The 23,241-nt window shown below is 67.8% G+C and carries 24 protein-coding genes and 1 tRNA gene; 12 read left to right on the plus strand and 13 right to left on the minus strand.

Annotated features, from left to right (window positions below; translation table 11 throughout):
• Positions 1-53: 53 nt before the first annotated feature.
• A tRNA-Ala gene (locus AruCF_RS16750) sits at positions 54-129 on the plus strand.
• Positions 130-255: 126 nt separating this feature from the next.
• On the opposite strand, the gene AruCF_RS16755 is transcribed toward AruCF_RS16750, so the two are convergent.
• Genes AruCF_RS16755 through AruCF_RS16785 form a run of 7 tightly spaced genes read right to left on the minus strand, consistent with a single transcriptional unit; the run spans position 256 to position 5,261 of the window.
• The gene (locus tag AruCF_RS16755; protein WP_144419144.1) at positions 256-900 is read right to left on the minus strand and encodes a 4'-phosphopantetheinyl transferase family protein; all 645 of its coding nucleotides are present in this window, start codon (positions 898-900) and stop codon (positions 256-258) included.
• Entirely contained in the window at positions 875-1,258 is a 384-nt protein-coding gene (locus tag AruCF_RS16760) for a thioesterase family protein (protein ID WP_049074548.1), read from the minus strand. Before AruCF_RS16760 ends, AruCF_RS16755 begins: the two co-directional genes overlap by 26 nt.
• Entirely contained in the window at positions 1,259-2,044 is a 786-nt protein-coding gene (locus tag AruCF_RS16765; protein WP_049074550.1) for a class-II aminoacyl-tRNA synthetase family protein, read from the minus strand.
• A gap of 58 nt (positions 2,045-2,102) precedes the next feature.
• On the minus strand, positions 2,103-3,059 hold the full coding sequence (locus tag AruCF_RS16770; protein WP_049074551.1) for an NAD(P)H-dependent flavin oxidoreductase: 957 nt from the start codon (positions 3,057-3,059) through the stop codon (positions 2,103-2,105).
• A 13-nt stretch (positions 3,060-3,072) separates the two neighbouring features.
• Positions 3,073-3,966: a diiron oxygenase gene (locus AruCF_RS16775; protein WP_049074553.1), complete on the minus strand. Its 894-nt coding sequence runs from the start codon at positions 3,964-3,966 to the stop codon at positions 3,073-3,075.
• A 19-nt stretch (positions 3,967-3,985) separates the two neighbouring features.
• Positions 3,986-4,240: an acyl carrier protein gene (locus tag AruCF_RS16780; RefSeq protein WP_049074555.1), complete on the minus strand. Its 255-nt coding sequence runs from the start codon at positions 4,238-4,240 to the stop codon at positions 3,986-3,988.
• 31 nt (positions 4,241-4,271) lie between these two features.
• Entirely contained in the window at positions 4,272-5,261 is a 990-nt protein-coding gene (locus AruCF_RS16785; RefSeq protein WP_049074558.1) for a methyltransferase, read from the minus strand.
• 336 nt (positions 5,262-5,597) lie between these two features.
• Between AruCF_RS16785 and AruCF_RS16790 the strand changes: the two genes are divergently transcribed.
• Together AruCF_RS16790 and AruCF_RS16795 are read left to right on the plus strand one after the other, a co-directional pair.
• The gene (locus AruCF_RS16790; RefSeq protein WP_049074559.1) at positions 5,598-6,362 is read left to right on the plus strand and encodes a sulfite exporter TauE/SafE family protein; all 765 of its coding nucleotides are present in this window, start codon (positions 5,598-5,600) and stop codon (positions 6,360-6,362) included.
• A 123-nt stretch (positions 6,363-6,485) separates the two neighbouring features.
• A complete protein-coding gene (locus AruCF_RS16795) occupies positions 6,486-7,187 on the plus strand; it encodes a YoaK family protein (protein ID WP_049074562.1) in 702 nt (233 codons plus the stop codon).
• Here AruCF_RS16795 and AruCF_RS16800 read toward each other — a convergent pair.
• The 3 genes from AruCF_RS16800 to AruCF_RS16810 are packed head-to-tail and all read right to left on the minus strand — an operon-like array spanning position 7,175 to position 9,130.
• On the minus strand, positions 7,175-7,387 hold the full coding sequence (locus tag AruCF_RS16800; protein ID WP_049074566.1) for a hypothetical protein: 213 nt from the start codon (positions 7,385-7,387) through the stop codon (positions 7,175-7,177). The two genes, AruCF_RS16795 and AruCF_RS16800, sit on opposite strands and share 13 nt — an antisense overlap.
• The gene (locus tag AruCF_RS16805; protein WP_049074567.1) at positions 7,384-8,448 is read right to left on the minus strand and encodes an Lnb N-terminal periplasmic domain-containing protein; all 1,065 of its coding nucleotides are present in this window, start codon (positions 8,446-8,448) and stop codon (positions 7,384-7,386) included. The genes AruCF_RS16800 and AruCF_RS16805 overlap by 4 nt, the downstream gene beginning before the upstream one ends.
• The gene (locus AruCF_RS16810) at positions 8,432-9,130 is read right to left on the minus strand and encodes a MarC family NAAT transporter (protein WP_080977447.1); all 699 of its coding nucleotides are present in this window, start codon (positions 9,128-9,130) and stop codon (positions 8,432-8,434) included. Before AruCF_RS16810 ends, AruCF_RS16805 begins: the two co-directional genes overlap by 17 nt.
• A gap of 183 nt (positions 9,131-9,313) precedes the next feature.
• On the opposite strand from AruCF_RS16810, the gene AruCF_RS16815 reads away from it, so the two are divergent.
• On the plus strand, positions 9,314-10,711 hold the full coding sequence (locus tag AruCF_RS16815; RefSeq protein ID WP_235432671.1) for a lysozyme inhibitor LprI family protein: 1,398 nt from the start codon (positions 9,314-9,316) through the stop codon (positions 10,709-10,711).
• On the opposite strand, the gene AruCF_RS16820 is transcribed toward AruCF_RS16815, so the two are convergent.
• Positions 10,708-12,090 carry an amidase gene (locus AruCF_RS16820; RefSeq protein WP_049074568.1) on the minus strand — a complete coding sequence of 461 codons (1,383 nt, stop codon included), beginning with the start codon at positions 12,088-12,090 and terminating at the stop codon, positions 10,708-10,710. The genes AruCF_RS16815 and AruCF_RS16820 overlap by 4 nt on opposite strands.
• Positions 12,087-13,427: an MFS transporter gene (locus AruCF_RS16825; protein ID WP_049074570.1), complete on the minus strand. Its 1,341-nt coding sequence runs from the start codon at positions 13,425-13,427 to the stop codon at positions 12,087-12,089. The genes AruCF_RS16820 and AruCF_RS16825 overlap by 4 nt, the downstream gene beginning before the upstream one ends.
• Positions 13,428-13,567: 140 nt before the next feature.
• Here AruCF_RS16825 and AruCF_RS16830 point away from each other — a divergent pair, with 140 nt between their 5' ends.
• From AruCF_RS16830 to AruCF_RS16855, 6 genes are all read left to right on the plus strand, one after another.
• Positions 13,568-14,608, plus strand: a complete 1,041-nt coding sequence (locus AruCF_RS16830) for a LacI family DNA-binding transcriptional regulator (protein ID WP_049074573.1) — start codon at positions 13,568-13,570, stop codon at positions 14,606-14,608.
• Positions 14,609-14,697: 89 nt separating this feature from the next.
• Positions 14,698-15,138, plus strand: coding sequence for a type III secretion system chaperone (locus AruCF_RS16835; protein WP_049074574.1), 441 nt, complete (start codon positions 14,698-14,700; stop codon positions 15,136-15,138).
• A gap of 10 nt (positions 15,139-15,148) precedes the next feature.
• A complete protein-coding gene (locus AruCF_RS16840; protein ID WP_049074576.1) occupies positions 15,149-17,317 on the plus strand; it encodes a DUF4135 domain-containing protein in 2,169 nt (722 codons plus the stop codon).
• A gap of 101 nt (positions 17,318-17,418) precedes the next feature.
• Entirely contained in the window at positions 17,419-17,802 is a 384-nt protein-coding gene (locus AruCF_RS16845) for a DUF4180 domain-containing protein (protein WP_049074578.1), read from the plus strand.
• Positions 17,803-18,014: 212 nt separating this feature from the next.
• Positions 18,015-18,605 (plus strand): TetR/AcrR family transcriptional regulator, encoded by a 591-nt coding sequence (locus AruCF_RS16850; protein ID WP_049077918.1) that lies wholly within the window; start codon positions 18,015-18,017, stop codon positions 18,603-18,605.
• Positions 18,606-18,690: 85 nt separating this feature from the next.
• Positions 18,691-19,899 (plus strand): MFS transporter, encoded by a 1,209-nt coding sequence (locus AruCF_RS16855; protein ID WP_083036812.1) that lies wholly within the window; start codon positions 18,691-18,693, stop codon positions 19,897-19,899.
• A 45-nt stretch (positions 19,900-19,944) separates the two neighbouring features.
• Here AruCF_RS16855 and AruCF_RS16860 read toward each other — a convergent pair whose 3' ends face one another.
• Entirely contained in the window at positions 19,945-21,138 is a 1,194-nt protein-coding gene (locus AruCF_RS16860; RefSeq protein WP_049074584.1) for an MFS transporter, read from the minus strand.
• 208 nt (positions 21,139-21,346) lie between these two features.
• Between AruCF_RS16860 and AruCF_RS16865 the strand changes: the two genes are divergently transcribed.
• Together AruCF_RS16865 and hutG are read left to right on the plus strand one after the other, a co-directional pair.
• Positions 21,347-22,306 (plus strand): LysR family transcriptional regulator, encoded by a 960-nt coding sequence (locus AruCF_RS16865; RefSeq protein ID WP_049074587.1) that lies wholly within the window; start codon positions 21,347-21,349, stop codon positions 22,304-22,306.
• Between the two features lie 119 nt (positions 22,307-22,425).
• Positions 22,426-23,226: an N-formylglutamate deformylase gene (hutG, locus tag AruCF_RS16870; RefSeq protein ID WP_049074589.1), complete on the plus strand. Its 801-nt coding sequence runs from the start codon at positions 22,426-22,428 to the stop codon at positions 23,224-23,226.
• The last annotated feature ends 15 nt before the right edge of the window (positions 23,227-23,241 follow it).

Below are 23,241 nucleotides of genomic sequence, written 5' to 3' on the forward strand. Positions count from 1 at the left end.
CCAGCTTGCACGGCGCGCGCAAATTCCTGTATAGTTGCGTTCTTGCTTGATTTGGGGCGGTAGCTCAGCTGGGAGAGCGTCGCGTTCGCAATGCGAAGGTCGGGAGTTCGATCCTCCTCCGCTCCACCACTTCAAGCTCCAGAGTGATCTGGGCAAGTCCAGGACAGCGCCTTAAAAGGCGCTGTTTTTGTTTGGGCGCTGTTTTTGTCTGGACACTGTTTTTGCCGGGTTGTTTTGCCTGGTCGTTTGGCCTGACTATTTCCAGCCGCCCCGCAAGAGCCGGCCCGTACCCCAGACGGAAAGGCTGACGACTGAAAGGCTGGCGGCCACGGGGCTGGCGGCCACGGCGCCGGCCGCGCCAAGGCCGGGCCGCAGCAAGGATAGGGCGGGCTGGCCATAGTCCTGCCGATAACACACGCATAGCAGCACCCTGCCGACCCGCTCGCACCGCGCGACGAACCGCCAGCGGCTCAATACCAGGCCGATTTCTTGCGCCCCGTCCTGGCCGCAAGGCCGGGCCCAGGCGATGGACAAGCGCGGCAGCGCGTGCAGCAGTCCCAGCCCCACGCTTTTTGCGCAAGCCTCGCGGGCCACCCAGCCGGCCAGGAAGTCCACGGCGACGAGGTCGCGCCGCGCCAGCCAGGCCGCCAGGCGGCGCTGGCGGGCGGCCAGGTCGGGCCGGTCCAGATGCTCGATATCAATGCCCACGTACTTGCGATTGGCATATAGCCGCGCCTGCACGCCGGCACTGTGGCTCACGCCGAAACCGGCAAGGCCGGGAAGGTACGGCTTGCCCAACCGGGTGCGCAGGGTAGGAGCGCGCGCGGTCCGCCCGGCCAGCACCGGGTCGGGAGGGCCCAGCACTACCGTGACGTCAAAGGTCGACGAGGGTGCGGTCATGCGTGCCGGTCGCGATCAGGGTGTCGGCCTCGCCCGCCACGGCGCGGGCACTGAACCGCAGGGAATTGCCGAACATCGCCGCCACCGTGATCGTCAGCCGCACCGCGCTACCCGGATGCGCGGGCGCCACGTGCCGCACGCTGATCGCATGCCCGACCGACCCGCAGCGCCCGTCGCCTGCCAGCCGGATGCACTCGGTCGCATAAGACTCGATCCAATAGACAATCACCGGGGTGGCCAGCACGTCCAGATCGCCCCCATAGTTCAATGCGCTCGCGGCGGCATCGACCACGCAGGTTTTCGTGAACCGCTGCCCCGTCTCGAACAGCGCCTGCGCCTGTAGCGTCGGGCCATCCATCTAGGCGCGCTCCAGCGCGGCGAGCGCATCCGCCGCATTGCCGAAACGATCCTTGAACATGGAGATCCAACGCTCCAATCCAAACGCGACACAACTGGTATGCACGAAGCTGTCGGCCAGGCGGATATCGAACTTTTCACCGAAGTAGTTGCGGTGATAGTTCAGCGAAGATACGGCGTGGCCGTCGAACACCAGTTCACGCTTGGTGGGGGTCAGCGCCGACAGGCGCGCCACGGCGCTGCCTGAATCAAAGAAGGGATCGTTGGCTTCTTCACAACCCGCGCTGATTCCCAGCTGCGCGAACAGGGAGAACAGGCGGTCGTACCCCGCTTCCAGGTGCGCCTGCGCGCCCTGCGCGGTGCCCAGGTACACGTATTCCTTCATGGTGAAGTTGAAAGCGCGGTAACGATCCAGCGCCTTGTCCTCGTGCCGGAAGCAGCGCGCGATGCAGGACTCCACCCGCGCGTCTTCCAGGTGCTGCCCTTGCAGCCCCAGGTAGACCTTGTAGCAAGTGGCCGGCAACAGCGCCACGTCGGCGCAAAGCGCCTTGAAATCCTGGTCCAGCTTGCGCTGGCCGCGCGCGAACCCCAGCAACTCCCCCTGTTCTATCGAGCACATGACGCAGGTCAGGTGCGGGAAATTGCGCACGTAGCCCAGCGCATTGATCTCTTCATGGGCCAGCAAGCTGTCGAACTCGGTGGTGGCGTCGGGCGCAATCGAGAATATGTCGTCCAGTTTGGCCTGCAGCACGTTCTTTACCTGGTGCCATTGCTTTTCGATAATCACGATTCAATCTCCTGAAAATCCCTGAAAGCACTTGAGTGAATGCATGCACGACCCGGCCTTACGCCGTCAGGTCAGCCAGCACCTGGCGGACGGTTCGGATGGAATGCGTGTCCTTGCAGGACGTGCCGCAATACAACGCCATTTCCTCGATCAAACCCTCGGTGTGCACGGTGGGTACCGCAACGCTGTAACGCAGGATGGGATAACGCTTGCCAAAGTAATGCGCGGAACCGATGACGCTTGCCGGCAGCGATTGCTCGCAGCTGGCATTGCGGATAACCCGGTGGCGATGGGTATGCCAGCCGATGCTGAAGCGGTCGGTGACCACGGTATCGCCGGGCGTGGCGTTCACGATCGCCTGCTTGTAGCGCTCGTGCGCGGCGGACTCCCGGGTGGCCGCGAACACGGTGCCGCACAGCGCGCCGGAAAATCCGGCCTGCACCACCTGGCGCAACTCCGCCGCGTTGCTGATGCCGCCGCTTAGGAACACCATGCGCCTGTCGACGCCATGGCGGCCGGCCTGGTCCAGCGCCTGTCCGCGCGGCGTCGAGCCCAGGTGATGGCCGCCCGCCTCCGTCGTCTGCAACACGCCAAAACGGGCGCCGGCATCGAACCCCGCTTCCAGCTCGTCCCAGGTCCCAGCTTGCACGCCATATTCCATGCCGGCCGGCAAGGCCCGCAGCACAGACGCATCCGGCAGGCCGAAGAAGGTCACGACCGGCCGCTCCGGACGGTCCGCCAGAAAGGCGAGCCGCTCCAGCAACGCGTCCGCGTCCAGGACGAAGGGCACCAGATTCACGCCGAAGCGCGCGCGGGTCAGTTGAGCCGTCCGCGCAAGCAACGCGCCGATCTCGTCAAGCGTGTGGCGATACAGCCCTATCATGCCGAACGCGCCCGCCTCGCACACGGCGGCCGCCAGTTCCGGCTGCGCCACGCCGCCCATGCCGGCCTGCAGGACAGGCAAGCACGCGCCAAAAAACGCCTCCACCTCGGGACTGCTGGCAATCCGCGCCATGGTGAACCTCCGCCTATAGCGCAGCCAGATTCAAGTCCGTCACCAGCCCCTGTTTGGTGAAGAAGGCGGCGCTGCGCTTGAACCATTGCTCGTGGATGGCCTTGCGCGCCGGATGCGAGCGCAGCGCGTTGCGCATGGCGTTGCCATTGCGAAACCCCAGCGGCTCGTAGACCTTGGCGTCGTCATAGACGGCGGGGTTGTACATCAGGCTGATGAAGTACCGGAACATATTCGTTACCGTGCGCGCCACCTCCGCCCGCGTCGCGTCGGGATCGCCGCCGCGCTCCAAGGCCAGCTGGTACAGGCGCGGCACCATTTCCCGGCCGAAGGACACGTGGCGGGACTCATCGACATGGTGCTGGTAGTTGATCTGCTTGAGGATCTCGGTGATGCCGTCCGTGGTGCCGACCTTATGGTTGTAGTAGTCGACGAACTCCTCAAAGATCAGCGTGCTGGCGAACATGTACAAGTCGTCCAACTCTGGCGTGGCGGCCTGCGCATCGCCCTGCAACTGAATGGATGGATATATCTTTCCCGCATAATCCAGGCAGGCCTTGGCGAAATACCACATATGGAAATTCTCTTCGCCCATGAAGACATGCAGGTATTCGGAGACATCGGCATAGCGCTCTTCATAGATGCAGCGGCTGACAAAGCTCAGCACCCCTTTGATGCCATGCACGTTCAGGCTGAAGAAATTGACCGCCTCCCACTTGCTGAGCCGTATCTGCTGGGCGGCGTCCAATTGCTCCTGCAAGGGCGTTCCATAGGTGGTGAGCAAGTCATTGCTGCACCAGGGCTGGTCATCCGGGATACGGGCGGGCCACTCGAAACGCTCGTAGGGATCATGCGAGCGCCCTTTGGATAGCGTCATCAGACGGCCGATTCTTGAATAGTCGAATGTCATGGTGCGTTCCTCGCTCGGCCTAGCGTTGTGCCTGGACGAATCCGACGATGGCATCCACCGTGCGCAGGTCGTCGACGGTGATGGCGGTCGAGACATCACGCCCCACCAGTTCGCCCAGGAACATGATGAAATCCAGGAACTGCATGCTGTCCAGGATGCGCTCTTCGATCAGGTTCTTCTCTTTGATGCCTTCCACCTGCGCATTGCGGTTTTCCTTCAGCCAGGCGATCACTTCGGCTTCGGTATCGGTATCGGTGACGGTCTGTGTGGACATAGGGACTCCGGTTCAATAAGTGGATAACGCGTCAGACCTTGACGGCCGACAGCAGGCAGAACCCGCTGCTCTCCTGGCGCAGCACGGCCTGGCGCTCAAACCCCGCACCCGCGATCCGCGCCTGCATGTCGCCCACCGTCCAACTGCGCCCGCCGTCCCACAGCGCCAGCGCGGACAGGTTGTGCAACGTGGTGAACAGCGGCGCGCGCCGGTCCTCGGCAAGGAAGTAACCCTGTACCAGCAAGACGCCGCCCGGCCGCAAGGCCTGCCTGGCGCGATCCAGCATCGATCGGCACACCTGCGCGCTTTCCTGATGCAGCACGTTTGAAAAAAGCAGTGCGTCAGCCGCCTCGCCAAAACCGTCCTGTCGATAATCGGCCACCTTGGCGCTCACGCGGTCCGCCAGGCCGGCCGCTCGCACGGTTTCGCGCGTGATCTCGACAACCGGCGCCAGATCGAGAATCTGCGCGGTTATCTCGGGCCGCGCCGCGCACAAGGCAATCGAATACGTGCCCGCGCCCCCGCCCACATCCACCAGGTGGCGAATGGGCACGTCTTTCAGCGCCTGCGCGAACGCGGGGCCGGAACGGGACGCAAACTGGTGCATGCCCAGGATGAAGTCGCGCATGAACTGGGGATCCTCGCCCAGCCACTTGGATTGGTTGTCCACCGCCTCGCCTCGCCGCACCGCCTCGGCCAGTTGCGTCCAGGGCTGCTTCCAGCGCGCCATGACGCGGAGCCAGCACAACAGGGATTCGGGGCTGCCTTCGGTGAGGAAACGCGCACTGAGATCGGTATTGGCGTAGCGCTCGCCGTCACATGCCAGCAGCTTTTGCGCGACCGCGCAGTCCAGCAAACGTTCCAGCGGCTCGGATTCGCAACCGATTTCCCGAGCCAGCTCGGCGCAGGTACGGGGTTCGGCCAAACGCTGGGCAATCCCAAGGTCGGCCAGGGCATACAAGGGTTGCCCCTCCCAATGCCCGAATGCCAGCCGGGAAAACGCCATGAAGCTCACATCCATCGAGATTCCCTCCTGATTCAACGGTGATGGCCCGCAGGGCCAGACAGGTGAACACGCAACAACTCCGGGGACGGAGTTGGAAACCAGCGATCAGGACGGGGCACGCACAGCCGATGCGGATCCGGCCGCATGCGCCGTCCTGGGAGTTGACAGCGATCTTGCGGGGCGGCTAAAAGGCGTCGCCGGAGTTTTATATGGTCCATATATTGGACCATTATTTATTCTCTAATTTTCGAGCATTCTATACTTGCGAGGAAAATAGGCAATAATAAATTTTCACCCCATATATTGGTCCAATATATGGACCATAATGCGGTTTACCGAAGAGGTGCGGGCATGGAGTGGAGCATTGCGGCACTGCTGGCCGGCGCGGGCACGCTGGGCGGCGTCATCAATGCGCTGGCGGGCGGCGCCACATTGATTACCTTTCCCGCGATGGTGGCGGCGGGCCTGCCGCCCGTCATCGCCAATGCCTCCAGCGCGGTAGCCATATCCCCCGGCCATATCCTCGCGGCGCTGGCGGATCGTGAAAACCTGCCCGCTCCCGATCGGCGCTTCTGGCTGTTATCCATCGCCACCACCGCGGGCGGCGCGCTGGGCGCATTCATTCTGCTTGCCATTCCTCCCGCCTATTTCATCCTGCCCGTGCCGGCCCTGATCGCGTTTGCCACCCTGCTGTTTGCCTTTGCGCCCCAGGTGCAGGCCTGGAGCGCGCGCCGACGCGGCGGCCAGGCGCAGGACGGCCCCGCGCGCGGCGTGCTGCCGATCGCGCTGGCCTCCGTGTATGGCGGTTTTTTCGGCGCCGGGCTGGGCGTGATCCTGACCGCGGTGATTTCCATCACGGATCCCGGAAACCTGCGCGCCATCAAATCGCTGAAAAACCTGCTGGCCACGTTTGTCACCGCCGCGGCAATCGTCATCTTCATCGTGCAGGGTTCGGTGCATTGGCCGGCCACGCTATGCATGCTGGCCGGCGCGCTGGCGGGCGGCTACCTGGGAGGCCACTTGATACGCGTCCTGCCGGCTTCGGCCATCCGGGCGTTCGTGATCGTCACGGGCGCCGCCATGACCGTTATCTATGCGGTGAAGTACTGGTTCTGAACGCCCCGCGCCATCGCCGGCCTGGGCGTATCACCGGCGTCATCGGAACATCGTCCTGCGTGCGTGAACGCCGCAACTGCGATACAACGGTAGGCACTCTGCCGTCACCCGGATGGAACACCGATGCCCGCGCCCGCCACCGCCGCTCCCCCTGCCGCCCCCGCCGGCGAACGCCTGCCGCTGCTGCTGAGCCTGAACGCGGGCTACGTCGACACCCTGGGATTCATCGCCCTGCACGGTCTGTTTTCCGCCCACGTGACGGGCAACTTCGTCACCATCGGCTATGCGCTCGGCAACGGCGCCTCGGGCGCCTGGACCAAGCTGGCGGCGCTGCCCATGTTCTGCCTGGGCGTGTTCCTGGCGCGCCTGTATGGCCAGGCGCGCCGCGACGCGGGCAAGCCGGCGTTCATGCGGCTGCTCACGGCCAAGACGCTGCTGCTGTGCGTGGCGGCCGCGCTGGCCCTGGCGCTGGGGCCGTATCCGATGGGTGACAGCTGGGGGCTGTTCGCCACCGGCATGACGCTGGTGCTGGCGATGTCGATCCAGAATGCGGTGCACCGCGTCCACCTGGGCGCGGCGCCGCCCTCGACCCTGATGACCGGCACCACCACCCAGATCATGCTGGACCTGGCCGACGCCGCGCGCGGCCAGGCCGACGAAGCGGTCAAGCGCCGCATGGGGCGCATGGGACGGGCCGTGCTGGCGTTCGCGATCGGTTGCGGCGCGGCGGCGCTATTGCACGTGTCGATCGGATTGTGGGCGTTCGTGCTGCCGCCGCTGGTGTCGCTGGCGGGCCAGGCCTTGGCCCGCAGCTATCCCGGCTGACGCGCCTGGTTGGCGCGTCGGGCCTGCTGCTGCGGGGCGGGCTGGGTTCGTGGGCGCGGGTCGCTCGGAGCCGGGCCGGCCCGCCGGCCGCGCAGGCGGCGGGCAATGGCGTCATAGAGCCGCACGCCGGGCGTGCGCATCAGCAGAAACACCAGCACGCCCGCCAACAGGAGCCACAATACGGCGCGCAGCGAGATCATGGCGTGCCTCCCGCCGGTTCGGCGCGCAGGTGCCGCCGGATCGACCGCGAGAAGCCGATCGAGTCTTCGCCCAGGATCGGCGGAATGCCGACAAAGCCGCGTTCGCGCAGCGTCTGCAGGGGCTGTCGGGTATCGAGTCCGCCCTGCTCGTAAAGGTATTCGGGCAGGTAGCCCGACAACAGGATGCGATAGTCCAGCGGCAGCCCGGGCACAATGGCCCGCACCATGCGGTAGACCAGGGTCGTGCAATTGGCGGTGACGGTATGGTAGAAGCGCGGCGTGTCGGCCAGTTCATTGGCGGTCCGCACGTAGGACAGGAACAACGCGCGCATGGCATCGACCGGCATCTGCACCGGGTAGATGTAGACATTCTCCGCGCGCGGGCCGGCGCGCACGTAGAGCACGTCACGCTCGTCGGCGGCAACCACGCTCAGTTCGAATTTCTTGAAGAAGCCGCCCAGTTCGGAGAACTGTTCGCCGCGTTCCTTGCGGATCTCGACCGAGAACACCACATGGCGGCCATCGGCAAAGCCGAACGAGACCAGGGTGTGGGCGATGGCCGGACCGTCCCAGTACGACAGCACCATGTCCACCGAGCGCAGGTCGTTCAGGTCGTAGACCCGGGTTTCCCAACGCGGCGTGTAGTCGCTGTCTGAACGCCATTTGAAGTCGCGCACATTGTCCAGCGTGACGATGCTGCCCGCGACACTGCCGCGCAGGGTGCGGGCCACATCGTCGGCCCAGACCCGGTCGTTGGAGGGCGCGATGCCCTGCCACCACGCCGCCAGCGCGATCACAGCCAACAGATAGGCCCACAGCGCCGGCCGGCGCCGCAGACGGCCAACGCCATGCCACAGGCGCAGCAGCGCATACAGCCCCAGGGCGACCCAGGCCAGCATCAGCACCGCCTTGGCCCAGACGGCCCCCGGCCCCTGATACCAGAACGCCAGGCAGGCCCATGCCATCGAGAACAGCATCAGCAGGCTGAGCGCCAGGCGCCCCAGCAAGCGCAGGCAGCGCCAGGCCCAGCCGGCGCGTTCGCGGTCAGGCCCCGGCGCCATGTTGACTCACGATTTCCAGCACGCCATTGATGACGAACTGCACGCCCATGCACACCAGCAGGAACCCCATGATGCGCGAGATGGCCTCGACCCCGCCGTTGCCGATCAGGGCGACAATGCGGCCGGCCGAACGCAGGCAGATCCAGAACAACAGGCCCAGCAGCGAAAAGACAATGATCGGCGTGACCGCGATGGTCCAGGCGGGATACTCGCTGGCGGCCTGGCTGCCGACCGTCGAGGCGGCGCTGATGATCATGGCGATGGTGCCCGGGCCCGCCGTGCCCGGCAACGCCAAGGGCACGAAAGCGATGTTCGGCACCTGGCGATGGATCGCGACATCGGCGGCCACGTCAGCCTCGCGCTCGTCGCTGGCGGCGCTGGCCGCCGCCGGAAACAGCATGGTGAAGCCGATGCTGACCACGATCAGCCCGCCGGCGATGCGCAGACCCGGGATCGAGATACCGAACGTGGCCATGATCCAGGCGCCGGCGTAGTACGTCACCAGCATGATGCCCACGACATAACAGGCGGCCTGCCGGATCTGGCGTTCGCGCTCTTTATAGGGAATGTGCTGCCCCAGGGACAGCAGCATGGTCATGGAGGTCAGGGGATTGGCCAGCGGCAGCATCAGCGCCAGGCCCAGGCTGACCAGCTTGCCCAGTTGAACCAGATCATCAATCATCGCGGTGGAGGAAAAGCGGCGGGTCGGGATGGACGTGCAACGCATTCGTCCAGGGTCGTCGACTGCGCTACACCGCACAGTGTAATGTAAGCAAAGGAAAACCTCCGTATTTACCCTGTCCCCCGCTCCGTTACCATGCCGTCCGAGTGGCCGCTGGCCACGACACCAGAAAGGAAATGCGCAGTGACAGTCCTTCGCCCGCGAGCCTGGTTCGCCGCCCTGCCCCTGCTGCTTGCGCTGCCAACCGCGCCCGCCCAGGCCGGCATGGACTGCAAGCTGGCGCGCACGCCAACCGAAAAAACCCTGTGCGCCGATCCCGCCTTGTACCGGCTGGACGAGGAACTGGGCACGACCTATGCCCGGCTGCGCGCGGCCCTGCCCGGGCAGCGCGATGCGTTGCGTCAGTCGCAGCGCGACTGGCTGAAACAGCGCGACCTGTGCGGCGCCGATGGCGACTGCCTGCGCCAGCGCTACGAGGCGCGGGCGGCCGAATTGCAGGGGCAGTTGCGGCGGGCCCAGGGCTACCAGCCGGACGCCACCGACAGGCTGGCGCTGCAAGACCTGCGCCAGGCGGTGGCCGCGGCCCGCCTGAAGGATCCCGAAATGCCGCTGGAAACCGCGCTGGCGGCGCTTTCGGTCAAGGCGGAAGCGACCACGTTCGCCAATGTGCGCGCCGCCGATAGCGATGACCCGGCCCGCCTGCCCGCCGAGCGGCCGCCGGGCGTGACCCAGGACGAATGGCGCGCCGTGCTGGCGTCCGGCCTGGACGGCGACAGCGACGCCGAAGGCGGCAACGTCTCCTACACCTTGCTGGACCTGGACGGCGACGGCCGGCGCGACCTGGTGGTCGACACGTACATCGGAGGCACCGGCCTGTTTTCCGACATCGGCGTCCTGCGCCGCGACGGCGCGCGTTTCGCCCCGGCCGATGCCAATGGAGCGCCCGACGCGGGCGGCTCGCTTTACACCATCAACGGCCGGGGCGCCAATCAGTCGGGCGACTGGATCCGCCTGCGCGGCCGCATCTACGCCACCTACCGGGTGGGCGCCTACGGCGAGGACCGCCTGTATCTATTGCGGCCGCTATACCGCGCGAGCGATGTGCCGACGCTGACCGTGCGCTACCACTACGACCTGTCGGTGCCCCGGCAGCAGAAGCGGCCGGATACGAATGCGCCGAGGACGCTGGACGACACGCTGCACGCGGCGTTGTCGCATGCGCTGGCCGGCCTGCCGGCGGGCCCGGCCAAGGGCGACGCTCCGGGCGACGAGCCCCTGTGCCCGGTGCCGGCCGGCACCAGCCTGGACCAGCGCGAGACCTACAACGGCTACGGACCCGGCCACTACAGCTACGAAACGGTCGGCGACCTGACGGTGCGGATCGGCGCGCGCTGCTATGTGGGCCGGGTGGTGGACTGGTTCGGCGACTACAGCGCCAAGAACGGCCTGTCCGCCCAGTTGTGGATCCGCGATCCGGACGATCCCGCCGGCAAGCAGGACGCGTTCGACCTGCGCGGCAAACGCCGCGCGGTCGATATCGAGACGTCGATCGGCCCGGTGCAGGGCGACAACGGCGTCTAGGGCCGGCGCCAGTGCCGCGCCGCCAGCGCCAGCAGGCGCGCGTCGGCGCCTTCGGCGGCCACCAGTTGCAGCGCCACCGGCAGGCCGTCGACGAAGCCGGCCGGCAAGGCGATGGCCGGCAGACCCAGCAGGTTCCACGGATTGGTCAAGCCCAGCAACGTCTCGCGCACGGCGGCGCTGCCCGGGCCGGCCACGCTGCGCTGTTGCAGCGCCGGCGCGGTGATCGCCACCGCCGGCAACGCCAGCACGTCGACCCGCTCGAACAGGCCCGCGAACACGCCCCGCAACTGCTCGCGCGTATTGCGCGCTCGGACGTATTCCCAGCCCTGTACCGGACGCGAGGCGCGCAGGCGCTCCAGCACTTCGGGATCGAACTTGCCGGGCTCGTCCTCCACCCGCTCGGCATGCACCGCATAGGCTTCCGAACGCTGGATGGCGCCCAGTGCCGCCTGCAGCGCGCGGGCGTGGCGCGTGACCTCGGCGCCATCCACCAGCTCGCCGCCAAAGCCTTCGGCGGCGGCGCGGACGCGCGCCGTGACGGCCGCCTCGTCGATCGCGAACGGCGCGTTCGGCACCCACATCATGCGCGGCGCGGCCAGGCCGGGATCGGCCGCTTCAGCATAAGCGCCGATGGCGCCGCCGGACAGCGCTTCCATGAAAACCTGCGCGTCCTCGACGCTGTTGGCCAGCACACCGGCATCCTCGATGCTGGGCGCCAGCGGGAACACGCCGCGCGCCGACACGCGGCCGTGGGTCGGCTTGAAACCGACCACACCGCACAGCGCGGCGGGCACCCGCACCGAGCCGCCGGTATCGGTGCCCAGCGCCAGCGGCACCATGCCGGCGGCCACCGCGGCGCCGCTCCCCGCGCTGGAACCGCCGGTGATCTGGGTGGTGCGCCACGGATTGCGCGCCGCGCCCTGGACGCTGCGGTCGCCAGTGGGGCCGTAGGCGAATTCGTGCGTGAGCGTCTTGCCGATGACGATGGCGCCGGCCGCGCGCAGCAAGGCCACGCACTCGGCATCGGCCGCGGGCCGGTGCCCCAGGAAATGCGCCGCGCCCATGGTGGTGGGCATGTCGCCGGTGTCGACGTTGTCCTTGATGGCGACCGGGATGCCATGCAGCGGCCCGCGCACCTGGCCACGGGCCCGCTCGGCGTCCAGCGCGCGGGCGGCGGCCAGGGCGGCGTCTACGTCCACGTGCACGAAGGCGTTCAGTTGCGGGTTCAGGCGCTCGATGGCAGCCGCCGCGTGCCGCACCAGCGCTTCGGCGTCGAGCGCGCCCTGGCGCATGGCGTCCTGCAGCTCGGCGACGGTGCGGCCCGCGAAAAAGCCGGGTTCGACGGCCAGCGCCGGAATGGGGTTCGATTGCGGATTCATCGGGAGGCTCCCTGGTAATTGGCGGGCAGGCGCGGGCCGACGCCCGGACGCACTTGCAGCATGGCGATCATGCCAACGGCGGTGGCGACCGAGGCGGCCACGAACATCACGGAATAACCATGGCGCGCCGCCAGATAGCCGGTGAGCGTCGGCGCCAGGATCGAAGCGATATTGGCGAAGAAGTGCATCAGGCCGCTGAAAGTGCCGACGCGGCTGGCCGGGGCGGTGTCGATCACCACGGCCCAATAGACCGAATTCGGCATGGCGTTCAGGGCATTGGCCAGCGTCATCAGCGCAATCACGGCGAACACCGACTGCGCCTGCGACACCATCAGGAAGCACAGCGTGGTGGCCAGCAGGCAGCCGGCGGCGAACCAGCTGCGAGCGATCTTCAGGTTGCCGGTGCGCCTGGCCAGCATGTCGGAAATGCGGCCGCCCAGCAGCACCGTGACGCAGGCGCCGGTCCAGGGGATCATGCCCATGTACCAGAGCGAGGACAGGCTGTAGCCGAAGGTGTCCTGCAGGTACTTGGGGGTCCAGGTCAGCAGCAGGAAGTTGACGTAGTTGAACGAAAAATAGCCCAGCGTGTTCAGCAGCAGGGTCTTGCTGCGAAAGAAGCTCCACCACGGCAGCGCCGGCGCGTCGCCGCCCTGCCCGGCCGCCGCCTGCTCGGCGCGCGCCGCCTGGATCTCGCGCAGTTCGGCCGGGGACACGCGCGGGTTGGTGTCGGGGCGGTCGGTGAAGATGCGCATGAACAGCACCAGCACGATCAGGCCGGCCGCGCCCAGGATGTAGAACATGGCGCGCCAGCTGCCGGTCAGGCTCAGCAGGCCCACCGCCACCGGCGCCGTCAGCAGCGCGCCCAGCGGCGTGCTGAGCAGGCCGAAGCCGACCACGAAGCCGCGTTCGCGCGGGGTGGCCCAGTTGGCGATGGTCTTGTTGATGATGGAGTACGCCGGGCCCTCGGCCGCGCCGAACAGGATGCGGATGGTGGCAAAGCCCGCCAGCGCCGAGCCGCCCAGGAAGGCCAGGCCGAAGTCGCCGGCCCAGGCGGTGGCGATCTCGAAGATCGACCAGGTCACGCCAGCCACGATCCAGACCTTGCGCGGGCCGAAACGGTCGGCCAGCATGCCGCCAAACAGCGCGCCGACCATGTAGCCGTAGCCAAAGTAGCCCAGCACGGCGCCCCAGTCGCCCCGGTCCAGGCCGTATTCGCCGGTGATGTGAGCGGCGGCATAGGACATGGCGCCGCGGTCGATGTAGTTGATCAGTGCCAGCAGCACGACCATGGTGAAAATTCGGTAACGGAACCGCGAGTTCCGGGATTCAAGCGTCATTGCGATCCATCCAGTCGATTTACCCAAACGTTTGGGTTGCGCAATGCTAAGGGGTCGGAAAACAAAAATCGACACCGTGTAAACCCTAGGTTGCCGCCAAAGACCCTGAGACGGTATTCGTGCGTGTATCCTCCAGCCCCATGAACAAATCCCGCCCTGTCACGCTGCAAAGCCTGGCGCGGCAGCTCGGTCTGAACGTGTCGACCGTCTCCCGCGTCCTCAACGGTTCCGAGGATGACGCGCGCGCCGCCGCCGCGCCCGACACGGTCAAACGGGTCCGGGCGCTCGCCGCCGAGTTGCAATATCGGACCAATCCGCACGCAGCCAGCCTCAAGACGCGCCGCAGCCGCACCATCGGCGTGCTGGTGCCGAGATTGTCGGACATGGTGCTGGCCACCATCTACGAAGGCATCGACGAAGCCGCCGCCGAACACGGCTACCTGACCTTCGTTTCCAACACCCAGGATGCGCCCGACAAGCAGCGCAAGCTGATCGACATGGCGCTGGCGCGGCGCGTGGACGGCCTGATCCTGGGCGACGCCCACAGCCACGAGGGCGCGGCGCCCAATCCGCTGCTGGCCGACCTGGCGCAACGCGACGTGCCGTTCGTGCTGGTCAGCCGCCACGCCGATGACCATTGCGCCGTGACCTGCGATGATCTCGAAGGCGGACGGCTGGCGGCGGAGCATCTGTTGGCGATGGGCCATCGGCGCATCGCGGTGATGGTGGGCGAACCCTTCACCAGCACGGGCCGCGACCGCTCGGCGGGCTTTTTCGCGGCCTGCGCGCGGCACGGGGTTCAGGTGCCCGCCCAATGGCGCATCGAAAGCCCGTTCGATACCGACGCCGGCCGCCTGGTCGGCGCCCGCCTGCTGGCCGGTCCCGACCGCCCCACCGCCATCTTCGCGGTCAACGATTTCCTGGCGGTGGGGGTGATGGGTGCGGCGCGCGAGCATGGCCTGGAGGCCGGCCGCGACGTGGCCGTGGTGGGCTACAACGACACGCCGCTGGCGGGCGCCCTGCCCATCGGCCTGACCACCATCCATTCACCCATGCACGAGATGGGGCGGCTGGGGCTGGAACTGCTGCTGCAGAAGATCGACGGCGGCGCCCCGCGCAGCGTGCGGCTGGCGCCGTCGCTGGTGGTGCGCGGCAGCAGCGATCGGCCGATACCGGGCTGAACGCCCGCGTCTCGGATGGAACCCTGGCGCCTGAAGCGTTACTCACTGGCATTGCGCGCCCTTCGCGCGCGATGCACCAGGAGACAGGCATGAACCCCGCGCAACGGCTCAAGGAACTGCTGGACGAACTGGCTCCCCTGCTTGGCCAGGAATCCCTGCCGATCGACGAAACCGGTATTTGCACGCTGATGGTCGACGGATCCCTGGCGCTGAACCTCGCCGCGACCGACGACATGCTGACGCTGTTCGCGCCGCTGGGCGAGGTGCCCGCCGAGCGCAAACCGGCCATGCTCGAACAGATGCTGCGCGCCAATGGCGCCGGCAACGCCTCGTTCGTCCTGGGCCTGGCGCGCAATACCGATACGGCGCTCATCAGCGCGCGTCGTCCCTGGCACGGACTGGACGTGCAGGCGCTGGAGCAATGGGCCGGCGCCTTCGTGGACACCGCCATGCAGTGGCGGGCCACCCTGGCGCAATCCCCCGACAATCCCCCGGACGCCTCGCCGGCCACGGGCTGGCTGCAGGCCTGAGGAGCGCACCATGAGCGTCGGCCTCGACAGATTCACCCAATTCGCGCAACAGAACCCCGCCGCGGAGCGCATCGTCGTCAATGGCCAGAATGGCCAGCACGACCAGGCGCGTCCGCTGACGGCCGCGCTCGATGGAACGCCCCGTTCCTGGCTCGCCAAGTACGTGATAGAACCGATACGCGACCTCTACAACGGTAGCGTGACCAGGGAGAATACCGAGGCGCTGCGCACGTTCCAGCATGCGCTGGACGAACAACACGGCCACGGCGCGGGGCGCTTCGCGCTGGAGGAAACGCAACACGGGAAGCTGTCCTCCCACCGCGTCGAAGCCGCGGTGCACGCGGCTCCCCAGCACGCCGCCGCGCGTATGCAAGCGCTGAACCAGGCGGCGCTGAACGGCGCCTCGGCGGCCGACCTGGACGCCGCCATGCGCTTCGTCATGGGCGATGTGCGCCTGCCCGACGGCCCTCGCGGCGACTTCATCGAATCCGAATTGCGCGACACCCTCAGACTCCTGTTGCCGCAGGTGCTGGCCAACGACGGCACGCCGGAAAAACGCCTCGCCGGCGCGCTGGGCACACAATTGGCCGCGCGGCTGGACGAATACCTGCTGCGCGGACTGGAAGCCTATGCCGCCAGCCACTTCGGCCCCCGGAACGTGGACGGCCTGACGCAGGACCAGCTCATAGCCCGGCTCGACAGCAAGGGAGGACTGCCCCACCTGCATGCGGCCATCCCGGCGCTCGCGCCGCATCTGCAGGCCGAGTGCCGGGCTTTCGAAACGTCGGTCGCCACCATGCTGACGCGGGTGGCAGACAACTACGAGGCCATCAGCGAACGCTTCCCCGGCGACGGTGCGTCAACGCGGTTGCATGGCATCACCCTGACCAACAGCGACCCGCACAAGGGCGGCAACCGCGTCGCCCTGTTGGACTTCGGCCAGGGCAGGCAGGCCGTCTACAAGCCCCGCGACGTACGCATCGACGAGGCCATTAGCGGCGCCGCCTTGAGCCAGGGCGGTCACAGCCTGCTCGAAGTTGCCGGAGCATCGGCAATGACCTATCGATTCCTGCCCCGCCATGATGATCACGGCGACTTCGGATTCGTGCAGTTCATCCCGAACGCCGACGCGGAGAACCACCTGGTCTCCCATGATGCCGCCGCCGACATGTTCCAGGACCTGGGACGAGCGACTGCGGCCCTGATGTTCGCGGGCGCCACCGACATCCACCATGAGAACATCATGGTCAGCAACAACCGATTCTTCTTCACCGACTTGGAATTCGCGCTGAGCACGCCCGTGACGCAACGCTTTGCGGACTTGCTGCAAGACAACGCCCGCGCCGACGACGAGACCGCCCCTTCGCCAGCGCTGGTCAAATTGATGGACACCATCATGCTGGACAAGGCGTTCGGTTGCGCCACCGACAACAACCCGCTGCAACCCGCCTATCGGTTCGTGGACGGGCGCCTCAGGCGCCAGGACAACCTCGAGGACGTCCCCGAGAGCCTGCTGGTGGTGCGGAACGCGGACGACACCTACTCCAACAATCGCTATCCTGGCGCCACGTCACCCTATGCCAGGTATTCCGAGGACTTTGGCAAAGGGCTGATCGACGGTCTGACGCGGCTGCAAGCGGCCGACACCATGCAGCCGTTCATCACCGCCACCACCGGCTTCCATCTGCGCTATCACCCCATCAGTACGCTGGGGCAACGCGAAATCCTGATGGATGAACTGGGCACCGCGTTCTTCGGCCCGGACGCTCGCAACCCGCACGGCACGCTGGAAAACAAGCTCGATGGCATCCGTGACATCCAAGGTCGCGCCGACCTGCGCGCTGCCTTGCGCCAGACAATGCTGGATGCCTATGCGAACCACGATGTGCCCTACTACAGCAAGATCACGGGCGACGCCACGCTCTATCCGGATGGGCGGACGGACGGCCATAGCGCGATACCCGGCTACTTCAATCTTCCGGACGAGCATCCGATGCTGGAAACCGGCCGCCGCCTGCAGGCCGCCAGTGCCGAGCAGCTGGAAGAGATCGGCACAGAAGCGGCCAAGTGGATGGCGCGGATCGTTCCCACCGAAAGCGACCTCATGCCCTACCTGAGCACGCATCGCACCGACGACATGATCACGGAACTCACCGGCGTGCGCCCTGGCGCGCAATGATCACCCGCCAGGCCTGACCGCCCGCGTCGCCAGGAACGTCGGCACGTAGCGGCTATCATGATCGCCCCAAGACAACGCCCTTTGAGCCAGACATCCCCGCCATGCGCACCTCATCTCCCACGCTCGTCGACATCGGCGGCAAGCGCGTCCTGCGATTCGACGCGACCGGCCCCGCCCTGGCCACCGGCCAGGACACCAACGACCTGATCAGCGCCGCCTGGGAGCACGAGGCCGAATGGCTGGCGCTGCCCGCCGCGCGCGTGCATCCCGATTTCTTCCGCCTGGAAACGCGCATCGCCGGCGAGCTGATCCAGAAGTTCGTCAACTACCGCCTGCATTGCGCGGTGGTGGGCGATATCTCGGCCTATCTGGCGGACAGCAAGTCGCTGCGCGACTTCGCCTACGAGACCAACCGCGGCCGCGTGTTCTGGATGCTGGATGACATGGCGGCGTTGACCGCGCGATTGACGGCAAGCCAGGGCTGAACGGGTCATAGGCCGGCTGTCTGGCGTGGCCCCCGGCCGGCGAGCCCGCGACGCGGCTAACGGTTATGACTGGCATGGATAAAGCGGAAGTTCAAGGAAAGCCGCCAAGACCCGCCCAATGCGCAAAGCCCCTTCGGGGCGAACGGTCTTGCTTGACGCCGCGCCGCCGCGGACTGTATCGTTATTTGAACGATCATTCCAAAAACCACGCCATGCGTACCAAGGATTTCGAACCCGACGACGTCGCCGACGCCGCCATGCAGGTGTTCTGGCGTCGCGGCTACGCCGCGACCTCCGTGCAGGACCTGGTGGACGGCACCGGGCTGGGACGCGGCAGTCTCTACAACGCCTTCGGCAGCAAGCAGGGCCTGTACGAAGCCGCGCTGCGGCGCTATCACGAACTGACGGCCGCCAACCTCGACCTGCTCGCCCGCCCAGGCAATGCGCGCGAGCGCATCGGCCGGCTGCTCGACTTCATCGCCGACGACGAACTGCGCGAGGCCAGCCGGCGCGGCTGTCTGGTGGCCAACGCCTCGCTGGAAATGGCGGGTCAGGATGACGTGGTGGCCGAACTGGTGCGACGTAACTTTCAACGCCTGGAAAAGGCGCTGGAGAAAATCCTGGCCGAAGGCCAGGCCAACGGCGAGATCGACAGCGGCAAGTCGCCGCGCGCGCTGGCCCGCTTCATCGTCACCACCATCCAGGGCCTGCGGGTGGTCGCCAAGGGCAGCAATGCCCGCGAACGCCGGCAGTGGCTGGGTGACGTGATCTCGGTGGCGCTGGGCTCGATCCAGAAGACATGAGGCATGCCGCGGCCTGTCCATGCCGCGTTTTTTTCGTTCTTTTTTGGAACGATCATTCCAATTTAATCGCAATCGGAGTTTCCGCATGAGCTGCACCCCACCCCTGCCCGCCGGCGCCTGTCACCTGGACCACACCGAAGGTTTGCCGCTGGGCAAGCTGCTGGCCCTGGCGCTGGCAGGCTTCATCACCATCATGACCGAGACCGTGCCCGCCGGCCTGCTGCCGCAGATCGGCCAGGGCCTGGGCGTGTCCGAGGCGCTGGCCGGGCAACTGGTCACCCTGTTCGCGGCCGGCTCGGTGCTGGCGGCGATTCCAATCATCGCCGCCACCCGCGGATGGAATCGCCGTCCCCTGCTGCTGCTGGCCATCGGCGGCCTGTGCCTGTTCAACGTGATTACCGCGCTGTCCACCGACTACGTGCTGACGCTGGCGGCGCGCTTTGGAGGCGGCATGGCGGCCGGCCTGCTGTGGGGCCTGCTGGCCGGCTACGCGCGCCGCATGGTGGCGACGCGCCAACAGGGCCGGGCCCTGGCGGTGGTGGGCGCGGGCCAGCCGCTGGCGCTGTGCCTGGGCGTACCGGCCGGCGCGTGGCTGGGCAGCCTGATGGACTGGCGCGGCGTGTTCTGGTTGATGGCCGCGGTGTCGCTGACGCTGGTGATCTGGGTGCGCGCCGCCGTGCCGGACTTTGCCGGCCAGACCGCGCGCCGGCGCCTGCCGATCGCGCGGACGCTGATGCTGCCCGGCATCCGGCCGATCCTGTTCGTGCTGTTCACCTGGATCCTGGCGCACAACGTGCTCTACACCTACATCGCGCCCTACCTGATCCACCTGGGCCGCCCGGCCTCCGTCGATACGGTGCTGCTGGTGTTCGGCGCCAGCGCGCGCGCCGGCCTGTTGCTGACGGGCATGCTGGTGGATCGCTGCCTGCGCCTGCTGACGCTGCTGTCGCTGGCGCTGTTCGCCCTGACCGCCAGCGCGCTGGGCCTGGCGGGCGCCCACCCCGCCGTCCTGATGGCCGGCGTGGCGCTGTGGGGCCTGAGCTTCGGCGGTGCGCCGACGCTGCTGCAGACCGCCCTGGCCGACACCGCCGGCGAGCATTCCGACGTGGCGCAATCGATGCTGGTCACCATCTTCAACCTGGGCATCGCCAGCGGCGGCGTGCTGGGCGGCGCGTTGCTCGACACCGCCGGCGCGGGCTCGTTCGCCTGGACGGTGACCGCGCTGGCCGTGATTGCGCTGCTGGCAGCCTGGAGCGCACGCGGCCACGCTTTCCGGCCGGGACGCCGGCGCTAGCGCCATGAACCGGCGCGACGCCGGGCGCCGTTTGGCAACCCGCCCCTACCCGCGGCCGCCGCGCCAGGCAATCGCCGCCAGCGGCGCCAGCATGCACGCCGCGGCGGCCAGCAAGGTGGCGGGCAGGCCCCGGTGATCGACGCTGACGCCGCCCGCCAGCGCCCCCAACGCGATCGCCAGGTTGAACACCCCGACGAACCAGGACGTCGCCGCCTCGACGGCGCCGCGCGCCGCCTGCATCACCCAGGTCTGCAGCACCACCGAAACACCGCCGTACGACAGCCCCCACAGCAACAGCAGCGCCACCACGGCGCCGCGCATGTCGCCCAGCCATGGCAGCGACGCCAGCGTCGCCAGCAGGCCCAGCACGATGCCCAGCAGGGTCGCGCGCGGGTGCCGCCCCGCCGCGCCGCCGGCCAGGAAATTGCCGGCGATGCCGGTCACGCCATAGGCAAACAGCAGCGGGCCGATCCAGCCGGGCGCGAACCCCGCCATGGTCTGCAGGACAGGCCGCACGAAGGTGTAGGCCATGAAATGCCCGGCCACCAGGAACAGCGTGATGAACAGACCGCGCCGCACGCCCGGATTGCGCAGCTGCCGGCCCAATTCGCGCGCCGTGACCGATTGCGCCACCGGCAGCGGCGGCAAGGCCAGCGCGGCGAACAGCAGCGCGGCCGCGCTCAGCGCCGCCAGGGCGCCGAACGCGCTGCGCCAGCCCGCCACGTCGCCGATCCAGGCGCCCAGCGGCACCCCCAGCACCGACGCCACCGCCACCCCGCCGAAGATCACGGCCGTGGCCAGGCCGACGGCGGCGGGCGGCACCAGCCGGCCGGCCAAGCCGCCGGCCACCGCCCAGATGCCGCCGATGCAGACGCCGACCAGCACCCGCGCGGCCAGGAACCCCCACAGGTGCGGCGCCAGCGCGCTGCCCAGGTTGGCGCCTGCCAGCAGCAGCAACAGGCCGCACAGGATGCGGCGTCGGTCGACGCCGCGCGCGCCCATTACCACCAGCGGCGCGCACAGGGCGGCCAGGATGCCGGGCACCACCATCAGCCAGCCGACGCGGCCCGTCGACACGCCCAGGCTGGCGGCGATGGGCGGCAGCAAGCCCACCGGCAGCATTTCGGTGGTAACGACGCAGAACGTCGCCAGGCCGGCGGCCGACACGCCGGCCCAGGCAGCGGGAGGATGGCCGGCGGCCGTGGGGGGCCGCGGATCGAGGGCAATACTGCGGGTCATGGAAGGTCTCTCGCCTGAAGGAACAAGGAAAACACCCTCGGAGGCAGGCGCCGGGCGGCATGCCGGCCGGCGTGATCGAAGCTTGGGGGGTGTCAGTGCTGGCCAGTCTACTGTTTCCAATTCGCTGATAAAGTAGGCAATCAGACAAACAAAAGGGACAAATCGTCGCCAATCCGACGTGCATCCCCGTTGCTGTGGAAATCGCCCCATGACGCCTCTCTCCGCCGCCGGCATCGACCATATCGGCGACGTCATCGCCTTCGTCCGCGTCGCCGACGCGCAAAGCTTCACCCTGGCTTCGGAACGGCTGGGCCTGTCGCGTTCGGCCATCGGCAAGTGCATCGCGCGGCTCGAACACGGCCTGGGCGCGCGGCTGCTGCATCGCAGTACGCGCAGTGTCAGCCTCAGCGACGAAGGCCGCCTGTTCTACGAACACGCGCAACGCATCCTGGCCGAGGTCGACAACGCCACCGGCGCCATGGCCAGCCGCCAGGAGGCGCCGCGCGGCCGCCTGCGCATTGACCTGCCGGTGGCCTTGGGCCGGCTGCACATCATGCCGCTGGTGGCCGACTACCTGCGGCAATGGCCCGAGGTCGAGGCCGACATCAGCTTCACCGACGACTACAGCGACCTGGTGCGCGACGGCATCGACGTCGCCATCCGCATCGGCGGCGAGGCCGACAGCCGGCTGGTGCGGCGCGTGCTGGCGCCGCACCGGCTCGTCACCTGCGCCGCGCCGGCCTACCTGGCACGCCATGGCGCGCCGGCCTCGCCCGATGAACTGGCGCGCCACCAGACGCTGGCCTACACCCACATGGGCACGCCGGTGCCCTGGCGCTACGCCAGCCACGGCCAGGACCGCGGCGTCGCCGTGGCCGGCCGGCTGCGGCTGGGCAACACCGAAGCGCTGCGCGACGCCGCGCTCGATGGCGCCGGCATCGTGCAGCTGGGCGCCTTCCTGGTTGGCGCGGACCTGCGGGAAGGCCGCCTGGTGCCGCTGTTGGAAGCCTACGCGCCACCCGGCGCGCCGGTCTGCGCGGTGTATCCGCACCGGCGTCACCTGGCTCCCAAGGTGCGCCGGCTGATTGACGACATCGCCGCGCGCTGGCAACACGGGGCGCCCTGGGACAAGGCCGGGCCGGCACGCAATTTGAATCAGATATCATGATGATCAGCATCGTGGCTTTCGATGCAAATGTCCGCGCCCGCCCGCCTGCCTAGCATAGCGCGGCACTGAGCCAGCCCGCGCGCCGCGCCTGCCTGGCCCGCCTTACCCCGGAGTTTTTCTTGAGCGACATCTATCACTTCAGCCGCGGCACCGCGCCGCTGCTGATCTCCATTCCCCACCTGGGCAGCCAGCTGCCCGACGCGCAGCGCGCCCGCATGACGGCCGTCGGCCAGCAGTCCGGTGACACCGATTGGCACCTGGACACCCTGTACCAGTTCGCCGACGCGCTGGGCGCGTCCGTGCTGGGCGCGCGCTACTCGCGCTATGTGGTCGACCTGAACCGCCCGCCCAACGACGAAAGCCTGTACCCCGGCCAGACCAAGACCGGCCTGTGCCCGACCCACACCTTCCGCGGCGAGGCGCTGTACCTGAACGACGCGCCGCTGACCGACGACGAACGCGAGCACCGCCTGCAGACCTATTGGCAGCCGTACCACGCCAAGCTGCGCGAGGAACTCGACCGTATCCGCGCCGAACACGGCACGGTACTGCTGTGGGAAGCCCATTCGATCGCCAGCGTGCTGCCGCGCCTGTTCGAAGGCAAGCTGCCCGACCTGAACCTGGGCACCGCCGACGGCGCCAGCTGCGCGCCCGACATCCTGGACGCGCTGGCCGAACGCCTGCCCGGCTGCGGCTACACCAGCGCCGTGAACGGCCGCTTCAAAGGCGGCTACATCACGCGCCACTACGGATCGCCGGCCGAAGACATCCACGCGGTGCAGCTGGAGATGTGCCAGTCCACCTATATGGACGAGACCTATCCCTACGGCTACCAGGCCGACGCGGCCGCCAAGGTCATCCCGGTGGTCGAAAGCATGGTGCGCGCCGCGCTGGCGCAGACGCTGGCGCGCAAGCGCTGATCCGGCCGCCGCCCC

It is taken from the genome of Achromobacter ruhlandii (genome assembly GCF_002082135.1).
Classification (GTDB): domain Bacteria; phylum Pseudomonadota; class Gammaproteobacteria; order Burkholderiales; family Burkholderiaceae_B; genus Achromobacter; species Achromobacter ruhlandii.

Coding starts and splice junctions, on each gene's coding strand:
- AruCF_RS16755 (WP_144419144.1), bottom strand. CDS start 900: ATGACCGCACCCTCGTCGACCTTTGACGTCACGGTAGTGCTGGGCCCT.
- AruCF_RS16760 (WP_049074548.1), bottom strand. CDS start 1,258: ATGGATGGCCCGACGCTACAGGCGCAGGCGCTGTTCGAGACGGGGCAG.
- AruCF_RS16770 (WP_049074551.1), bottom strand. CDS start 3,059: ATGGCGCGGATTGCCAGCAGTCCCGAGGTGGAGGCGTTTTTTGGCGCG.
- AruCF_RS16775 (WP_049074553.1), bottom strand. CDS start 3,966: ATGACATTCGACTATTCAAGAATCGGCCGTCTGATGACGCTATCCAAA.
- AruCF_RS16780 (WP_049074555.1), bottom strand. CDS start 4,240: ATGTCCACACAGACCGTCACCGATACCGATACCGAAGCCGAAGTGATC.
- AruCF_RS16785 (WP_049074558.1), bottom strand. CDS start 5,261: ATGGATGTGAGCTTCATGGCGTTTTCCCGGCTGGCATTCGGGCATTGG.
- AruCF_RS16790 (WP_049074559.1), top strand. CDS start 5,598: ATGGAGTGGAGCATTGCGGCACTGCTGGCCGGCGCGGGCACGCTGGGC.
- AruCF_RS16795 (WP_049074562.1), top strand. CDS start 6,486: ATGCCCGCGCCCGCCACCGCCGCTCCCCCTGCCGCCCCCGCCGGCGAA.
- AruCF_RS16800 (WP_049074566.1), bottom strand. CDS start 7,387: ATGATCTCGCTGCGCGCCGTATTGTGGCTCCTGTTGGCGGGCGTGCTG.
- AruCF_RS16805 (WP_049074567.1), bottom strand. CDS start 8,448: ATGGCGCCGGGGCCTGACCGCGAACGCGCCGGCTGGGCCTGGCGCTGC.
- AruCF_RS16810 (WP_080977447.1), bottom strand. CDS start 9,130: ATGATTGATGATCTGGTTCAACTGGGCAAGCTGGTCAGCCTGGGCCTG.
- AruCF_RS16820 (WP_049074568.1), bottom strand. CDS start 12,090: ATGAATCCGCAATCGAACCCCATTCCGGCGCTGGCCGTCGAACCCGGC.
- AruCF_RS16825 (WP_049074570.1), bottom strand. CDS start 13,427: ATGACGCTTGAATCCCGGAACTCGCGGTTCCGTTACCGAATTTTCACC.
- AruCF_RS16830 (WP_049074573.1), top strand. CDS start 13,568: ATGAACAAATCCCGCCCTGTCACGCTGCAAAGCCTGGCGCGGCAGCTC.
- AruCF_RS16835 (WP_049074574.1), top strand. CDS start 14,698: ATGAACCCCGCGCAACGGCTCAAGGAACTGCTGGACGAACTGGCTCCC.
- AruCF_RS16840 (WP_049074576.1), top strand. CDS start 15,149: ATGAGCGTCGGCCTCGACAGATTCACCCAATTCGCGCAACAGAACCCC.
- AruCF_RS16845 (WP_049074578.1), top strand. CDS start 17,419: ATGCGCACCTCATCTCCCACGCTCGTCGACATCGGCGGCAAGCGCGTC.
- AruCF_RS16850 (WP_049077918.1), top strand. CDS start 18,015: ATGCGTACCAAGGATTTCGAACCCGACGACGTCGCCGACGCCGCCATG.
- AruCF_RS16855 (WP_083036812.1), top strand. CDS start 18,691: ATGAGCTGCACCCCACCCCTGCCCGCCGGCGCCTGTCACCTGGACCAC.
- AruCF_RS16860 (WP_049074584.1), bottom strand. CDS start 21,138: ATGACCCGCAGTATTGCCCTCGATCCGCGGCCCCCCACGGCCGCCGGC.
- AruCF_RS16865 (WP_049074587.1), top strand. CDS start 21,347: ATGACGCCTCTCTCCGCCGCCGGCATCGACCATATCGGCGACGTCATC.